The organism is Streptomyces sp. 17_S59 (genome assembly GCF_056930295.1).
In genome coordinates this window covers 4,512,211-4,527,908 of the sequence record NZ_JBXOWD010000001.1, presented here as the reverse complement: position 1 = coordinate 4,527,908, position 15,698 = coordinate 4,512,211, and the positions used below count along the sequence as shown (strand labels likewise).

16 protein-coding genes are annotated in these 15,698 nt (G+C 69.8%); 7 read left to right on the top strand and 9 right to left on the bottom strand.

The window, feature by feature from the left end; all coding sequences use genetic code 11:
• Nucleotides 1-55: 55 nt before the first annotated feature.
• From AC1Z4A_RS20590 to AC1Z4A_RS20580, 3 genes are all read right to left on the bottom strand, one after another.
• Nucleotides 56-775: an aggregation-promoting factor C-terminal-like domain-containing protein gene (locus tag AC1Z4A_RS20590; protein WP_483680887.1), complete on the bottom strand. Its 720-nt coding sequence runs from the start codon at nt 773-775 to the stop codon at nt 56-58.
• Nucleotides 776-1,216: 441 nt separating this feature from the next.
• Nucleotides 1,217-2,539: an RNA 5'-3' helicase PhoH2 gene (gene phoH2, locus AC1Z4A_RS20585; RefSeq protein ID WP_483680886.1), complete on the bottom strand. Its 1,323-nt coding sequence runs from the start codon at nt 2,537-2,539 to the stop codon at nt 1,217-1,219.
• A 406-nt stretch (nt 2,540-2,945) separates the two neighbouring features.
• Entirely contained in the window at nt 2,946-3,707 is a 762-nt protein-coding gene (locus AC1Z4A_RS20580) for an isoprenyl transferase (protein ID WP_483680884.1), read from the bottom strand.
• Nucleotides 3,708-3,816: 109 nt separating this feature from the next.
• On the opposite strand from AC1Z4A_RS20580, the gene mgrA reads away from it, so the two are divergent.
• Both mgrA and AC1Z4A_RS20570 read left to right on the top strand, forming a co-directional pair.
• Nucleotides 3,817-4,860, top strand: coding sequence for an L-glyceraldehyde 3-phosphate reductase (gene mgrA, locus AC1Z4A_RS20575; protein WP_483680882.1), 1,044 nt, complete (start codon nt 3,817-3,819; stop codon nt 4,858-4,860).
• Nucleotides 4,861-5,119: 259 nt separating this feature from the next.
• The gene (locus AC1Z4A_RS20570) at nt 5,120-5,299 is read left to right on the top strand and encodes a hypothetical protein (RefSeq protein ID WP_483680880.1); all 180 of its coding nucleotides are present in this window, start codon (nt 5,120-5,122) and stop codon (nt 5,297-5,299) included.
• Here AC1Z4A_RS20570 and AC1Z4A_RS20565 read toward each other — a convergent pair.
• The 3 genes from AC1Z4A_RS20565 to AC1Z4A_RS20555 all read right to left on the bottom strand — a co-directional run bounded on the left by AC1Z4A_RS20565 (nt 5,283) and on the right by AC1Z4A_RS20555 (nt 7,994).
• Entirely contained in the window at nt 5,283-6,482 is a 1,200-nt protein-coding gene (locus AC1Z4A_RS20565; RefSeq protein WP_483680878.1) for an MFS transporter, read from the bottom strand. The two genes, AC1Z4A_RS20570 and AC1Z4A_RS20565, sit on opposite strands and share 17 nt — an antisense overlap.
• 143 nt (nt 6,483-6,625) lie before the next feature.
• Entirely contained in the window at nt 6,626-7,207 is a 582-nt protein-coding gene (locus AC1Z4A_RS20560) for a TetR/AcrR family transcriptional regulator (protein WP_483680877.1), read from the bottom strand.
• 67 nt (nt 7,208-7,274) lie between these two features.
• Nucleotides 7,275-7,994, bottom strand: a complete 720-nt coding sequence (locus AC1Z4A_RS20555) for a prepilin peptidase (RefSeq protein WP_483680875.1) — start codon at nt 7,992-7,994, stop codon at nt 7,275-7,277.
• A 58-nt stretch (nt 7,995-8,052) separates the two neighbouring features.
• On the opposite strand from AC1Z4A_RS20555, the gene AC1Z4A_RS20550 reads away from it, so the two are divergent.
• Nucleotides 8,053-8,409: a DUF192 domain-containing protein gene (locus AC1Z4A_RS20550; RefSeq protein WP_483680873.1), complete on the top strand. Its 357-nt coding sequence runs from the start codon at nt 8,053-8,055 to the stop codon at nt 8,407-8,409.
• A gap of 42 nt (nt 8,410-8,451) precedes the next feature.
• On the opposite strand, the gene AC1Z4A_RS20545 is transcribed toward AC1Z4A_RS20550, so the two are convergent.
• Entirely contained in the window at nt 8,452-9,720 is a 1,269-nt protein-coding gene (locus tag AC1Z4A_RS20545; RefSeq protein ID WP_483680872.1) for a DUF418 domain-containing protein, read from the bottom strand.
• A 219-nt stretch (nt 9,721-9,939) separates the two neighbouring features.
• On the opposite strand from AC1Z4A_RS20545, the gene AC1Z4A_RS20540 reads away from it, so the two are divergent.
• Nucleotides 9,940-10,629, top strand: a complete 690-nt coding sequence (locus AC1Z4A_RS20540; RefSeq protein ID WP_483680871.1) for a response regulator — start codon at nt 9,940-9,942, stop codon at nt 10,627-10,629.
• 8 nt (nt 10,630-10,637) lie between these two features.
• Here AC1Z4A_RS20540 and AC1Z4A_RS20535 read toward each other — a convergent pair whose 3' ends face one another.
• Nucleotides 10,638-11,900, bottom strand: coding sequence for a hypothetical protein (locus tag AC1Z4A_RS20535; protein ID WP_483680869.1), 1,263 nt, complete (start codon nt 11,898-11,900; stop codon nt 10,638-10,640).
• Nucleotides 11,901-12,160: 260 nt separating this feature from the next.
• Between AC1Z4A_RS20535 and AC1Z4A_RS20530 the strand changes: the two genes are divergently transcribed.
• The 3 genes from AC1Z4A_RS20530 to AC1Z4A_RS20520 all read left to right on the top strand — a co-directional run bounded on the left by AC1Z4A_RS20530 (nt 12,161) and on the right by AC1Z4A_RS20520 (nt 14,668).
• Nucleotides 12,161-12,952 carry a dienelactone hydrolase family protein gene (locus AC1Z4A_RS20530; protein WP_483680868.1) on the top strand — a complete coding sequence of 264 codons (792 nt, stop codon included), beginning with the start codon at nt 12,161-12,163 and terminating at the stop codon, nt 12,950-12,952.
• Nucleotides 12,953-13,059: 107 nt separating this feature from the next.
• Nucleotides 13,060-13,542 (top strand): hypothetical protein, encoded by a 483-nt coding sequence (locus AC1Z4A_RS20525; RefSeq protein WP_483680867.1) that lies wholly within the window; start codon nt 13,060-13,062, stop codon nt 13,540-13,542.
• 208 nt (nt 13,543-13,750) lie between these two features.
• Nucleotides 13,751-14,668: an endonuclease domain-containing protein gene (locus AC1Z4A_RS20520; protein ID WP_483680866.1), complete on the top strand. Its 918-nt coding sequence runs from the start codon at nt 13,751-13,753 to the stop codon at nt 14,666-14,668.
• A gap of 242 nt (nt 14,669-14,910) precedes the next feature.
• Here the strand turns inward: AC1Z4A_RS20520 and AC1Z4A_RS20515 are convergent, their stop codons facing one another.
• Nucleotides 14,911-15,432 (bottom strand): ATP-binding protein, encoded by a 522-nt coding sequence (locus AC1Z4A_RS20515; protein WP_483680865.1) that lies wholly within the window; start codon nt 15,430-15,432, stop codon nt 14,911-14,913.
• Nucleotides 15,433-15,698 lie beyond the last annotated feature (266 nt).

The following is a 15,698-nucleotide window of genomic DNA, read 5'->3' as shown; positions in this document are numbered from 1 at the left end:
CGTGCGGACCGGGGGCGTCTTGGAAGAAGTGCGGGGCACGTGGGCCGTTATCGGCCTAGTACCACTGGTTGGCCTGCCAGAACGACCAGGCGCCGCAGGGGCTGCCGTAGCGCTCGTTCATGTAGCTGAGGCCCCACTTGATCTGGGTGGCCGGGTTGGTGCGCCAGTCGGCACCGGCCGACGACATCTTGGTGCCGGGCAGCGCCTGGACGAGGCCGTACGCGCCGGAGGAGGCGTTCGTGGCCGTGTAGTCCCAGCTGCTCTCGTTGTTCACGATGTTGCTGAAGCACTGGAACTGGTCGCCGGGAATCATCTGCCGGGCCATGGCCTGGACCTCGCCGACGGAGTACGAGCCCTTGACGGCGAAGGACGAGGCGTCGCGCGTGGCGGAGCGGCTCGCGACCGCGTCCTTCTCCTCGCGCTCCTTGGCCGCCTTCTTCTCGGCCTCTTCCTTGGCCTTGGCGTCCGCGGCTTCCTTCTTCGCGGTGGCGTCCTCGGCGGCCTGCTTGCGCGCGGCCTCCTCGGCGTCCTTCTTCGCGGCGGTGTCCGCCACGTCGGCCTGCGTCTCCGCCTGCCGCTGCAGGGAAGCCGTCTGTGCCTGGACGTCGTGCCCGGTGGGTATCTCCGCGAGGAGCGTGGTGTCGGCGGCGGTGGCCTCGACCCGGTCGGTGGTCGTGCCCTGGTCGTGGCCCGCGGCGACACCGACGACGGCGCCTACGGTGGTGACCGCGGTGGCGGACGCCACGGCGAATCCCCGGACCGAAATCCGGCTCACACGGTTTCCTTCCAGCATCGCCCGCGTGAGTGACCTCGCGGACGCAATCGTGCCCCTGGCGCTGGCCTCCAATAGCACCGGAGCCGCGGAGTGCGCGGGCGACCGGCTGGTCACGGGAGGCACTGACCCGGTGGGCCCTCCCGCGAAGGAGGTCCGCATGATGCTCGGGCGGCATACGGCGGCGCTGTTCAGTTTTGTGTGCCGCATCGCCCCGCGAGGGGCCCAAGTGCCGTATGCGGGGCCTGACAGGACCCAGACTCTGCCCGAACGGAATGCCCCGAAGCAATTCTTGGTTACGTGGGAAAGCTCACACCCCGTTTACTCCTGCGGTTTCGAGGAAAGCGCTGCCACGCACAACGGCGCGCGGCTAAGCTCCTTGGCCCGCCGCGCGCCACCAGCCGTCGCACCACCGTCGATTCCGTCAGATTCCGTTGGATTCCGTCAGATGCGGCCGTCCTCCAGCATTTCGGTCACCAGCGCCGCAATCGGCGAACGCTCCGAACGCGTCAGCGTCACATGCGAGAAGAGCGGATGCCCCTTCAGCTTCTCGACGACGGCGACCACACCGTCGTACCGGCCGACGCGGAGGTTGTCCCGCTGCGCCACGTCATGGGTGAGCACCACCCGGGAGTTGGCGCCGATCCGCGACAGCACGGTGAGGAGAACGTTTCGCTCCAGCGACTGGGCCTCGTCGACGATGACGAACGCGTCGTGCAGCGAGCGGCCCCGGATATGGGTGAGCGGCAGCACCTCGAGCATGCCGCGGCTCACGACCTCCTCGACGACCTCGGAGGTCGTCACCGCCGAGAGGGTGTCGAAGACCGCCTGGGCCCAGGGGCTCATCTTCTCGGCCTCGCTGCCCGGCAGGTAGCCCAACTCCTGCCCGCCCACCGCGTACAGCGGCCGGAAGACCATCACCTTGCGGTGCTGACGGCGCTCCAGCACGGCCTCGAGCCCGGCGCACAGCGCCAGCGCCGACTTGCCCGTACCGGCCCGGCCGCCCATCGAGACGATGCCGACCTCCGGGTCGAGCAGCAGGTCCAGCGCAATGCGCTGCTCGGCGCTGCGGCCGTGGATGCCGAACGCCTCCCGGTCGCCCCGCACCAGCCGCACCGAGCCGTCCGCCGCCACCCGGCCCAGGGCCTTGCCGCGCTCGGACATCAGCACCAGGCCGGTGTGCACGGGCAGTTCGGCGGCCTCGGGGACGTGGGTGCGCTCGGCGGCGAAGAGTTCGTCCACCTGAGCGGCGGAGACGGTCAGCTCCGCCATGCCCGTCCAGCCCGAGTCGGTGATCGCCAGCTCGGCGCGGTACTCCTCGGCGAGCAGGCCGACCGCCGACGCTTTGATGCGCAGCGGGAGGTCCTTGGAGACGACGGTGACGTCGTACCCCTCGGCCTGGAGGTTGCGGGCGACCGCGAGGATGCGCGAGTCGTTGTCGCCGAGGCGGAAACCGGCGGGCAGTATGCCCGTATCCGAATGATTCAGCTCGACCCTGAGCGTTCCCCCCAGCTCGCCGACCGGAATCGGCGCATCCAGCCGGCCGAACCGCACGCGCTGCTCGTCCAGCAGCCGCAGGGCCTTGCGGGCGAAGTAGCCCAGCTCCGGATGGTGCCGCTTGGCCTCCAGCTCCGTCACCACGACCACGGGCAGCACGACCTCGTGCTCCTCGAAGCGGGTCACGGCTCCTGGATCGGCCAGCAGGACGCTGGTGTCGAGGACATAGGTGCGCCGGTCGCCATCACGGCGCTTCTTGCTGGTCACCACGGGTGGACGAACCCCCTCGGGGAGAGGTAAGGGCGCGACGAGGTCGCGGGGAACGGGCCGGGTGCCGGCCCCGCCAGGTGCGCCGGTCGTCCGGCCCGCCGCGACGGCCGCGCGGGCACTCCGGTCCGCTCGGTCCGCACGGGCGTCGTCCTGGTGCAAAGGGCCTCCCGGGCGGGCGGCCCCATGCCGCCCGCTGGCAGAGCGACGGTCTCGGTGCGGACCGTCGGCCTGCAGGGGATATTCCCGCTGCACCGCTTGAGCATGCAACGGCATATGCGACGGGCAGTCGAACGATCGATCCGTCAGCAGCCGTAGCGGCATTGCGGAGTCAAGTCGTCGCGCACGGACGACCCGGCGCAGAGCGGAATGGTGACGGCCCGTGTTCCGTCAGTATCCGTAGCGGCGATCAGTACCCGTACCGGCGATGACGCGCGGCGTAATCCCGCAGCGCCCGAAGGAAGTCGACCTTCCGGAAGGCCGGCCAGAAGACCTCGCAGAAGTAGTACTCGGAATGCGCGCTCTGCCAGAGCATGAAGCCGGACAGCCGCTGTTCACCGCTGGTTCGGATGATGAGGTCCGGGTCGGGCTGGCCGCGCGTGTACAAGTGCTTCGTGATGGCGTCGACATCGACGGTCTCGGCCAGTTCCTCGTGCGAGACGCCGTTCTCGGCCGCTTCCAGGACCAGGGAGCGGACCGCGTCCGCGATCTCCTGCCGGCCGCCGTAGCCGACGGCGACGTTGACCAGTATCCCCTTGCGGTCGAGCGTGTTCTGCTCGGCTTCCTTCAGAACCGACTGGGTCCGGGCCGGAAGCAGATCGAGCGTGCCCACGTGGTGAACGCGCCAGCGGCCGTCCGCCGCGAGGCCGCGCACGGTGTTCTCGATGATGCCGAGCAGCGGGTTCAGCTCCTCGGCCGGCCGGTCCAGGTTGTCCGTCGACAGCATCCAGAGCGTGACGACCTCGACGTCGGTCTCGTCGCACCAGCCGAGCAGCTCCGAGATCTTGTCGGCACCCGCCTGGTGGCCCTGGGCGGCCGTCCGGCCGTCGGCCCGCGCCCAGCGGCGGTTGCCGTCCAGGATGACCCCGATGTGCTTGGGCACCTGGGCATGGTCGAGTCGGCCTTCCACCCGGCGTGCGTAGAGCCTGTACACCAGGTCGCGCAACTTCACTCTTCCTGCCCCTCCATGCCATGGCGTCGCCTAGAAGGCGCCACCCTACTGCCAGCGTGTCGCGAGCGCCCAACTCGGCCCGTCACAGGACCGTGATAGTCAGATGCTCATGACCGATCCCTCGCTCTACCTCGCGGCCGGAACGCGCTACGACTCCATGGAGTACCGGCGTACGGGCCGCAGCGGACTCAAGCTGCCCGCCATCTCCCTCGGACTGTGGCACAACTTCGGCGACGACCGCACCCTCGACTCGCAGCGGGCCATCCTGCGGCGCGCCTTCGACCTGGGCGTCACCCACTTCGATCTGGCCAACAACTACGGGCCGCCGCCGGGCTCGGCCGAGCTGAACTTCGGCAAGCTGTTCGCTCAGGATTTCCGCCCTTACCGGGACGAAATGGTGGTTTCCACCAAGGCCGGCTATCTGATGCACCCCGGCCCGTACGGCGAATGGGGCTCGCGGAAGTACCTGCTCTCATCCCTCGACGCCTCGTTGCGCCGGATGGGTGTCGACTACGTCGACATCTTCTACTCGCACCGTTTCGACCCCCACACCCCCCTCGAGGAGACGATGGGTGCCCTGGCGTCCGCCGTACAGCAGGGCAAGGCGCTGTACGTGGGCGTCTCCTCGTACAGCGCGCAGCAGACGCGCGAGGCCGCCCGCCTGCTGCGCGAGATGGGCGTGCCCGCGCTGATCCACCAGCCGTCCTACTCGATGATCAACCGCTGGACGGAGGACGACGCCCTGCTCGACACGCTGGAGGAGGAGGGCATGGGCTGCATCGCCTTCGCGCCGCTGGCCCAGGGCATGCTCACCGACAAGTACCTCCGGGGCATCCCGGAGGGCTCCCGCGCGGCGCAGGGCAAGTCGCTGGACCCGGCGCTGTTCACGGAGGACGTCGTACGGCGGCTGCGCGGGCTGAACGAGATCGCGCAGCGGCGGGGCCAGTCGCTGGCCCAACTCGCGCTGAACTGGGTGCTGCGGGACGAGCGGATGACCTCGGCGCTGATCGGTGCGTCCAGCGTGGGCCAGCTGGAGGCGAACACCGGTGCGCTCGGCGCGCCGGCGCTCACGAAGGAGGAGCTGGCCGAGATCGACGCGCTGGCGGTGAGCACGGAGGGCGTGAACATCTGGGCGGCGCGCGGGGCTTCCTAGATCAACTCGCGGTTCGCCCGCAGTTCGTGCGCGGTTCGCGCATGGTTCGCGTGCGGTTCATTCGCAATCCGGTCGCGATCGTTCCGCGATCGGCCCGTGATCAACTCGTGTAGCTCACACGCAGTAACACAGAGAGTAATCACGGGGAAAGAAAACGGGCCGGTCCGTGGGGGGGATACGGACCGGCCCGAGGGGGGGTTTCCACCATAACCGGTCGGAGGGGGTCCTTCGCACATTGGCGAGGGTGACAATGCGTGGCGTGCTGACCCGAAACCCACTTGATGATCTTGAACTGGGCCGCCTGCAAGGCCCCTTCGAAGGGCGCAGAGCCCTTGAATACTGGGCCACGACGCGGAACCGGCCATCCGGCGACTGGCCGGAAAATCACTCCTCGCAGCCTCGAAAAGTTTTTTTCGCGGTCATCATCGCCTTGACGTGACGACCGACGTCATTGACGTCACACCCGCGGCGGCCGACCGGCGGGCGGCGGCGCGCCGGCGGAGATCAGGGACGAGAGTGCCGATACCGGCCACTGCCAGGGCGGCACCGAGCCAGAGCGGGGCCCGCAGCCCGTAGCCGTCTATCGCCAGCCCGCCGACCGAGGACGCGATGACGACGCCGGACACGATGAACGAGGAGTGGACGGTGTTGACGAGCGGACGGGCATTTCCGGTCCGCTGAACCCGGGTGACCATGGCCGGATTCATCGTTACGCCGACAAGGCCGATTCCCAGCATGCAGACGACGGCCGGGAGCCGGAGACCGGCCAGCAGCGCGAAGCCCACCAGGAAGAGCAGGTTCAGGACGAGGCCGCAGAGCAGCACGCGCACGGCGTACCGGTCGGCGAGCCGGCCGACGACGGTGTTGCCGACCACGGTGGCGGCGCCGTAGGCGATGAGCAGCAGCGGGACGGTGCCGGGGGCGAAGCCGGTGATCCCGGTGAGGATCGGGTTGAGGTACGTGAACGCGCTGAAGGTGGCGCCGATGACGAAGGTGCTGGTGGAGAGCGTGAGCCAGAGCCGGGGATTGCGGAACGCCCCCAGCTCCTGCCGGAGGCTGCCGCCGTCCGCCGCGGAGTCGAGCGAGGGCACGCCGACGGCGGTGCAGAGGGCGGCGACGGCCGTCAGGGCCGTGATCGCCCAGAAGGCCGCGCGCCAGCCGAGGTGCTCCCCGATCAGCGTGGACAGCGGCAGGCCCAGCAGGGTGCCCAGCATCAGCCCGTTCAGCGCCACGGCGGTGGCGCGGCCGCGCACCTCCGGGCGGGTGAGCTGGGCGCAGAGGGAGAGGGAGAGCCCGAAGAACGCCTGCGAGGCGATGCCGGTGATCACTCTGGCCACCACCATGACCGGGTAGTCGGCGGCCGTGGCGGCGAGCACGTTGCCCACCAGGAAGATCGCGAACAGCGCCGCCAGGGCGGACTCGGGCCGCGTGCGCAGCAGTGCGACCGACAGGACCGGCCCGCCGAGGGCCATGGCCAGCGAGAACGCGGTGATCAGATAGCCGATCTGCGGAATCGTGGCGTCCAGCCCGTCCGCCATCTGCGGCATCAGCCCGGCGACGACGAATTCGCTGGTCACCATGGCGAAGATGCCCAGGGCCAGGACGTATACGGCGCGTGGCACGGTGGGTTCCCCCTTGAAGGTTCTTCTGCAGTTCTCCTGCAAGTCCTCTTGCAGGTTTTGTATCGATCGGTTCAAAACACGGGCATGCGAAGGCGATCACCGGATCGGCGCCCCCTCCCGGGCCGCCCGGACTGCCCGACCGCTCAGATGGCATCGAGAGCGGTGCGCGCGACGCCCTCCAGCGCCGCCCGGTCCGCACCGGCACGCGCCGAAACGCGGATGCCGCCGACGGTTGCGACCACGAAGTGGGCGAGTGCGCGGGCGTCCTTGGCGGGGTCGATGTCGCCGTCGCGCTGCCCCGACTCGAGGGCCGCGGTGAGCACTTCGAGCCTGCGCGCGTAGTCACGCTCCAGCTCAAGCGCCACTTCGGCGTCGCGCGCGGCCAGTTCGACGGCCGTGTTGACGAACAGACAGCCACGGCCGTCGCCGGGCCCATCGGCCTCCTCGGCAAGGATCCGCCCGAAGAACAGGCGGAGCTTCTCGCGGGCGGGCAGGTCGCCCTCGAACAGCTCGACCAGCGCAGCGGCCCTGCGCTCCATATAGAGCGCGAGGGCACGGCAGAAGAGGTCGTGCTTGCTCTTGAACGTGTTGTAGATGCTGCTCCGGCCCAGGCCGGTGACGTCGCACAGGTCCTGGGTCGACGTCGCTTCGTACCCGGCGGTCCAGAACGCCTCGAGTGCGGCGTCGACCGCCCGCTCCTCGTCGAACTTCCTCGGTCGGGCCATGGCCGGACCGTAACAGTTTTTGGATCAACCAGTCCAATACTTGTCCGACTGCCCGACTGCCTGATTACTACCGCCCGGCCCCCACCAGCACCCCGAGCCACGCTCCCGCGATCATGAACGGCCCGAGCGCCATCACCGCACCGCGCCCCGCCCGCCGGGTGGCCATCAGCCCCAGCCCGTACACCGACCCCAGCAGCAGACCGGCGAACGCCCCCAGGAACACCTCCGGCCACCCGTACCACCCCAGCGCACACCCCAGCCCCACCGCGAGCTTCACATCCCCGAACCCCATCCCGCTCGGATGCAGCAGGAACAGTGCGAAGTACCCACCCCCCATCACCAGCGCGCCCAGCAGGGCCCGCCGCCATGACCCGGCGGCCCCCGGTATCAGCGCGGCCACGCCCAACAGCCCCGCCAGCCCTACTCCCAAGGGCACCGTCAGCACATCCGGCAACCGCCGCACCGACCAGTCCACCGCCGCCAGCACCACCCCCACCGGCACGGCGGCGAGCCACACCGCCAGCTCGGGCCGGCCGCCCACCGCCGCCGCGAGCGCGCCGCACACGAACGCGGTGACGGCCACGGGCCACACCGCCCCGGGCCCGAACCGCCCCCCGCACACCCCGCACCGGCCCGCGCCCACCCACCGCGCGACGGGATGCCCGCACGGCGCCACCGACCGCCACACCTCCCCCGGCTCCACAGCCAGCCGATACCGCACGCGCGGCACGAGGACACCGGCCACGGCGCCGTACAGAACGCACACCACGATCAACAGCGAGTGCATGGAACGAGGTTACGGAGAATCGCCGATCCCCGCCGGTGCCTGTGGATAACCTGTCCACATGCCGCGCCGCCAGCGCCTTTGCGACGGGAACGCCCAACTCCGCCTGCCGGACGGGACGATGATCCCCTTGGAGATCGCCGCGTCCTTGCGGCGGCGCACACGCGGCCTGCTGGGGTGCGACTCGTACACCGGGGCACTGCTGCTCACCCCTGCCACCAGCGTCCACACCCTGCGGATGCGGTTCGCCATCGATGTGGCGTACCTCGACCGGGAGTTGAGGGTGCTGTCCGTGCACACGATGCCCCCGGGGCGCGTAGGGGCCCCGCGGCTCAGGTCACGGCACGTGCTGGAGGCGGAGGCGGGGGCGATGGAGCGGTGGGGGGTGCGGGCAGGGGTGCAGGTTGCGGTCGTCTGACGTCCGGCGTCCGCGGCCGGGGCCCAGGAGGCGGGCCCCCGCTCACCTCACCCGTTCCGCCACCCGCGTGGCCCCGTGCAGCAGCGACTCGAACGGCCCGCGCCGGAAACAGCCCGACCACGCCACCGCGAACAGCATCACGCCCGTGATGAAGGCGAACAGCACCGGCAGCGGCGGCGGGCCGGACAGGTCGTCGATGCCCAGGACCCGCATCGCGGCGATGTGGAGCACGTACGCGCTCAGCGACATCGTGCCCACCGCGATGACCGGCCCCGCGGCGCGCCGGAAGCGCGGGAGGGCGTCGGCCGCGGCGATGCACGCGATCAGAACGGCGATGGCCACGCCCGTGTTGCCCACGACCGACAGGGTCGTTTCGCTGTGCGGCGAGGCGACCAGCAGCCAGGCGGGCTCGTCGCCCGTCGGGAAGCCCGCCGTGTCCGACCACCAGGCCGACTGCCATGCCTCGGAGCCGCCGTCGGCGATCGCGGCCGCGGCGCCCGGCACGAGGTGCAGGGCCAGCCAGGAGCCGCCGTACCCGACGACGGCCAGTGCCACGCCCGTCGCGGCCAGCCGCACCCGCACCGCCGCCGAGGCCAGGTCGAGCCGGGCGACGGCCATGCCCGCGACGACGAAGGGGATCCAGGACACGGCGGGGTAGTTGCCCGTGAACAGCAGGTCGGCGAGGCCGTCCGCGCCCCAGGGGCGGGGGCCGAGGACGTCCGGAGCGTTCTCGAGCGCCTGCGCCACCACGTACCCGACCTGCGGCAGGACCAGGGCCGTGGCCGCGGCGATCACGGCCAGGGGGCCGGCGCTCAGCCGGTACAGCGGCAGCACCAGGACGAAGTAGAGGCCGTAGTAGGCCAGGATCACCTCGACCGAGGTGCCCATCAGGGTGAGCGCGGTGCCCAGCACCAGCAGAATGACGGCCCGGATCAGGACCTTGGCGACGGCCTGACGGCCCTCCCGGCCCGTCTTCGGCGTGCGGCGACCGGTCATGAGGACGATCGAGAAGCCGGCCAGGAAGGCGAAGAGCGCGGAGGCCCGGCCGTGCGCCAGCTCCATCAGGAAGCCCGTGGTGCCGCCGACGGAGGGGTCGGGGCCGATGTGGGCCGCGAACATGCCGAAGACGGCCAGCCCGCGGGCCAGGTCCACACCGACCAGCCGACGAGCGGAAGGCCCGGCCGAGGGTGCGGTCGAAGGTGCGGTCGAAGCCGCTGTGGAGTGTGTCGTACCGCCGGGGGCGGGAGCGGGGGTGGCGGCCGGGGAGCGGTCGGGTGCCACGGGGGCCGTCTCGACGGCGGTCGATGTCATGTCCTCAAGGCTGAGAAATAGGGCAATACAGCAGCTATCCGGCATATGGCCGGTCCACCCCCGCCGACCGGCGGGGCTGCCACCCGCCGACCGGCTCTGCGTACACGGATGCGCACCGTACGTGCACGGGCGCGCACACCAAACCGGCAGCGGGACATCCTGGAGGTATGCAGGAGCGCGTACGCAGGCGTGCGCACAGGCCGGAGAGGCGGGACGCGCGTGATCCGGGTAGTGGTGGTGGACGACGAGGCGCTGGTCCGCTCCGGCTTCCAGCTCATCCTCGGCGCCGCCGACGACATCGAGGTCGTCGCGACCGCGGTCGGCGCGGAGGCCGTCGACGCGGTGCTCCGGGAGCGCCCCGACGTCGTCCTGCTGGACATCCGCATGCCGGACGTGGACGGCCTGACCCTGCTGGAGCAGATCCGGGGCCTGCCGGACCCGCCCGTAGTGGCGATGCTGACCACCTTCGACATCGACGAGTACGTCATGACGGCGCTGCGCTCCGGTGCGGCCGGGTTCCTCCTCAAGGACACCGAGCCGGAACAGCTGGCCCAGCTCGTGCGCACGCTCGCCGCCGGGGGCGTGGTGCTGTCCCCGAAGGCGTCCCGCTCCGTCTTCGGACCCGGTACGGGGCCGGGGGCCGGCGCCGATGCCGCGGCGGCCGATCGCGTCGCCCTGCTCACCGACCGCGAGCGGGAGGTACTGGTGCTGATCGCGGACGGGCTCTCGAACGCCGACATCGGCGTGCGCCTCCATCTGAGCATGGGCACGGTCAAGGACCACGTCAGCGCGATCCTCACCAAGCTGCGCGTGGGCAGCCGGGTCCAGGCGGCCCTGCTGGCCCAGCGGGCGGGCCTGCTGAACGGGGAGGGCGGCGACGGAGAGGACGAGACGGCCCCCGGCCCGTGAGTCCAGGCCTAGGGGGTGTCCCGCCGCCGCGTGGCCAGCGTCCACACGCCGAGCCCGAGCAGCAGGGCGGTGCCCGTGCCGATGCCCACGAAGCCGATCATGCGCAGGCGTTCGCTGCGGCTGGTGCCGCCTGTGGGGGTGGCGGGCTTCCCGGTGGCTTGTTCGCCGCCGGCGGCGCCGCTTCCGCTGCTCTGCCCGGCCCGCCGCGCGCTCGCGACGTCGACCCTGAGGGTGACGGGGACGCTCGTTTGCCGAACTTTCGGGTTCAAACTCACCTGGAGGTAGTACCAGCCCGCAAAGCGCATGCCCTTGGCTGCCTCGCCGCCACCACCGTAGGCGGCCGGGGGCGTGGCCAGGGAAAGGGCGGCGGGCTTCCCCTGATATCCGCCGGTCTTGTTCATGACGTATCCGCGGGCGGCGTTGCTCAGCCCCATCCGCACACCGCTGACGACGTACGGAGCCGCACCGTCCGCGGCGCCGAACTCCGCGTCCGCGAAGAGCTGTTCGCCGGAGTCGACCGGCACCCGGTAGAAGCGCGTCTCGCCCGGCCGCAGCTCGTCCCTCCACACCCCGGCCCGCAGATCAGCGGCGTCGTTGAACCCCGTCCCGCCGACGACACCCCCGCCCTCGCCCTCCCCCTGCAACGGCCTGGACGGAGCCTGCGAACTCCAGCTGCCGGCCGCGGACCCGGGAGGTGCGGCGGGCTCGCCTGTGCCGCCGCCCTGCTCCGGCCGCTCGGTGACGTACTTCAGCTCGACCGGCACCGGGGAGTCGTCCCCGCCCTTCGCGTCGCCGCGCTCCACCACGAACCGGTACGCACCGGCTGCCCGGCAGGGCCCGCCCGCCCTCACCACCCGGTCCGCGTAGTCGGCCACCGGGTAGGCGCCCCCGGCCGAGAGGAACGACCGGTGCCGCCCGGCACCGCACTCGGCGCCGTCGGCCGTCTGTAACGAGACCTCGATCCCGTCCCGCACACCCATGGTGCTGCCGGGCTTCGGCGCGGCGACGGCGGAGACGAAAGCGCTGGACTCCGCGTCCAGTTCGACGGTGTAGTACTTCCTCTCCCCGGGCCGAAGGCTGTCGATGTACGTGCTCTCGCCGGCCTTCAGCACGGGCCCTTCGGTGCCACTGCCAACCGCCCCCTGCACGGCCAGGGCCCCATGGGCCATGCGATAGGCGACCACTCCGTCGGCCCCTGCGGCGGCTCCCGTCTCCCCGGCCGCTCCGACGAGCACACCCAACGCCACGACCCCGACGAGCCCGCCCCTCATGCCCCGCCTCCCTCACCGATCCCTGCTGCGCTGCCCGGGCGGGCCCATCCTGCCGCGTCCGCGGGCGGGGGCGCGACCGTCCGGAACGGAGGACTTGAAAGCAGGCACCAATGAAGACACCGCCCAAAAGTAACGACTTCTTTATCAATCGACACTTCCGGAATTTATTTCCATAAGTTACAGTGAGTCATAAATCCATGAATTCCTCGCTAGCATCGCCGTGTCCGGACGAAGTCCGATGCACACCCGAGGAGTTCGTCATGTGTTACGAAGCCGACGCCGTACCCCCGCGCCACGGAGGGCCGGTCACCGAAGTCGCCACCGCCGAGCCGATCGCCCTCACCTCCGGGGACGGCACGCGCTTCGGCGCCTTCCTCGCCCGCCCCGAACACCACACCGGATCAGCCGTGTTGGTCCTGCCGGACAACCGCGGCCTGTCCCACTTCTACGAGCAGCTGACGATCCGTCTTGCCGAGCAGGGCCACACGGCACTGGCCATCGACTACTTCGGCCGCTCGGCGGGAGCCGACTACCGGCATCGCGGCGAGGACTTCGGCGAGATGCCCGGACTGATGCAGCACCTGGGCCGACTCACCCCTACCGGCCTGGACGCCGATATGACAGCCGCCGCAGCCCACCTCCGAAGCGAAACCGGATCCGATGTCTACGCACTGGGCTTCTGCTTCGGCGGCCGCCAGGCATTCCGGGCCGCAGCCGCGAAGTTCGAACTCGCCGGATCCATAGGTTTCTACGGCCACCCGGACACCATCAACGGCTCCCCCGGCCCCACCCAGGAAGCCGCCGACCTGAAGGCCCCGATCATCGCCTTCTGGGGAGGCGCCGACCCGGCCATTCCCGCAACCACCGTGGCCGCCTTCGACGACGCACTGACGGCCGCCGGGAACGACCACGAATTCATCACCTATCCCGGCGCCCCGCACGGCTTCTTCGAACTGGGCGAGGAGGAATTCGCGAGCGCCTCCGCGGATGCGTGGGAGCGAGTCCTCGCGTTCCTGGGCAGGCGCGGGGCTCACAGCCGACCGTCCCGGTAGCCGCCAGGGTTCACTCGTTCGTGGGCTGCTCGCCATGATCGCCTGGCAGCGGACGACGACGTTGGGATGCTCCCTCTCACTCAGAAGACCATCACTGGAGGGGCTACATGTCGGAGCAGCCGACCGACGAGTCGAAGAACAGCAAGCGGAAGAAGGGATGCGGGGGTTGTGCAATCAGCGCGGGAGTATTCGCGGCCGTCCTCGTGTTAGCCGCCGTCGTTTCCTCAGGAGGCGAGAAGAAGTCGGCCGGCCACACCACAGCCACGCCAGGAAGCAACGCGTCCGAGGCATCTGCAGACAAAGCCCCGTCCAAGCCACGGACCGTGCTGTCGGAGTCGGGGAACGGCATCAAGTCGACGGTCAAGTTCACGGTCTCCGACAACTGGGACCTGCGCTACTCGTTCGATTGCTCTTCGTTCGGCAGCACGGGGAACTTCATGGTGTCGGAAGGCGGCCCCTTGGGGGAGCCCTTGGTGAACGAGCTGGCGGAGAAGGGCGATGACGTGACGCACCGGCACGATGGCGGCACCAAGTACTTGGAGATCAACTCCGAGTGTTCGTGGACGGTGAGAGTCATCGACGCTCCTTGAGGGCCAGCACTGTGCACGCATGAGAGTGCACGCCCACGAGAGGCAGGGCTCGGCGTTCTCCTTCGCGATGTACGCGCAGCGCCGAGCCAACCGTCCGGGACAGGGCAGCGGTGGCGTCCGAGGGCAACACGGCGGAGCCGACGGGACGCACCCCCAGCGTTATCCACAGGCCCTCACGGCAAGGGACAACATGCGCTGTCCTGTGACCATGCGACGAGACCTCCCTCCCCGCGTCCGAACACTTGCCGAACAGCAAGGCGGAATCCTCCTGACGCGCCAAGCCGCCGACAGCGGACTGCGGCGTGATGACATTGCCCGCACGCTGCGCCGTGCAGGGTGGACACAGTTGCTCATGGGAGCCTGGGTTGCGCCTGGATACAGCATCGACCTACGTCTGCGGTTACGAGCCATCCAGGTACGTCACCCTGAATTGGTCGCCAGCCACAGCTCGGCAGCTCAGGCACATGGCATCGAGATGATGCGCCCGTGCACCGCCGAGCTGACCGGCAGCGCAACCCAAGTACGCCTCCGGGACGTCACCGTGCACAGTGCCCCACTGGCCGACCACGAGATCGTCACCTGTGCGGATGTGCGGGTCACTACTGTCGTACGTACCACCTGCGACCTCCTTCGCACCCTGCCCCTGCACGAAGCTGTGATCGCGGCCGATTCGGTATTTGCGCGGAGGAAGGCGACCCCGGAGCAGATCCGGATGGCCTTGGCCACGGCCGGCAAGCGGCGCAAGAACAACAAACAGGCCCAGTACGCCCTCACGCTCACCGACTCGGCATCCGGCTCCCCTGCGGAGTCCAAGGCTCGGTTGGAGATGCATGAGGCAGGTCTGCATCCCGAGTCCCAGGTGGAGGTGATCACTGCCGATGGCAGGGTGAGACGCCTGGACTTCCTGTTCCGAGCCGAAAGGCTGGCCGTGGAGATCGAGGGCTTCACCTGGCACGGCAGCAGAACATCACACCAGCGGGATGTCATGCGCTTCAACGAGCTTGCGGGCTGCGCGGGTGAGGTACGCCGGGTGTTGAGATTCACCCGTGACGATGTCTTCCACCGTCCCCAGCAAATGATCCGTACGATCATGGAGACGCTGCGCGGGCTGCGTACGGGGGCTTGAAGCCTCAAAATGTGTTCTCGTAGAGAAAGCCTGCCGACAAGCGTCAGCTATGGGCGTTTTGTCAGCAGGGCTTTGCCGCAACAACCCTACTGGCCAACCGCCACACGCGCTGATGATCTTCAGTCACGGTTGCAGGTAGCCGGCCAGACTGAGCAGACGCTTCTCTGTTAGGGCGCGGGTGAAGATCGTGGACTTGGGCGTCGCCCCGCCCTGCGGGGCGGGGCGGGGCGGGGCGGGGCCATTCAGCAGAATGCCTCCGCGTAGGAGGCGGCGCCTTCGCGCGGGAGGTTCACCCACACCTTGGTGCCCTCGCGGGCGGGGGCGGGCCGGATGACGCCCCAGCTGCCCTTGCACTCGTGGACGACGCAGGCGAGCAGGTAGAGCATTTTGTTGCGGCGGGCCGCGCACTGGGCGGAGCTGTCGGGATCGGCGTGATTGGTGTGCGGGCCCCAGGCCACCATGCGGATGCCCTCCTGCTGCCAGCCGATGGAGAGGTACAGGGCCTTTCCGGGCTCGAAGAGGGCTGCGCATGCGACGAGTTCGCCTGCAGCCTGGAGGGCGGGTGGTACGAGGTCGGCCAGGCCGTGCAGGGAGAGGGCGTTGTGGACGCTGGTACGGGCGATGGACACGGCGTGGGGTGCACCCGGGATGGCGTAGCTGTAGGCGAGGGTCGTGGGGTCGCGCGGGGAGGGGGCGGGGGAGAGGTGGTCCGCCACGTTGTGGGCGGTGGGGGTGGCCAGGGGGCAGAGGCTTACGAGTGACATGCGCAGCTCCCGTGTGGGGGTCATGGAGTGTTGGAGCTCGCACGTGATTGCGAGCGGCGGTGGCTTGTCTCCCTGACGCGGGCACACCTCTCCCAGGGAAGGAGAGTGCGGGCATGCTCGCGCGATGCGCTTCCGGCTCACGGTGTGCGAGTGGCGGTGCGCTACTGAAGGTAGCCACGCCAGTGGTTATGACACCACCGACTCCAGAGTGCTTACCACTTTCGTGGTATCGCCCCCGCCGTCAGGCGGCAGACTGCTACTCAACA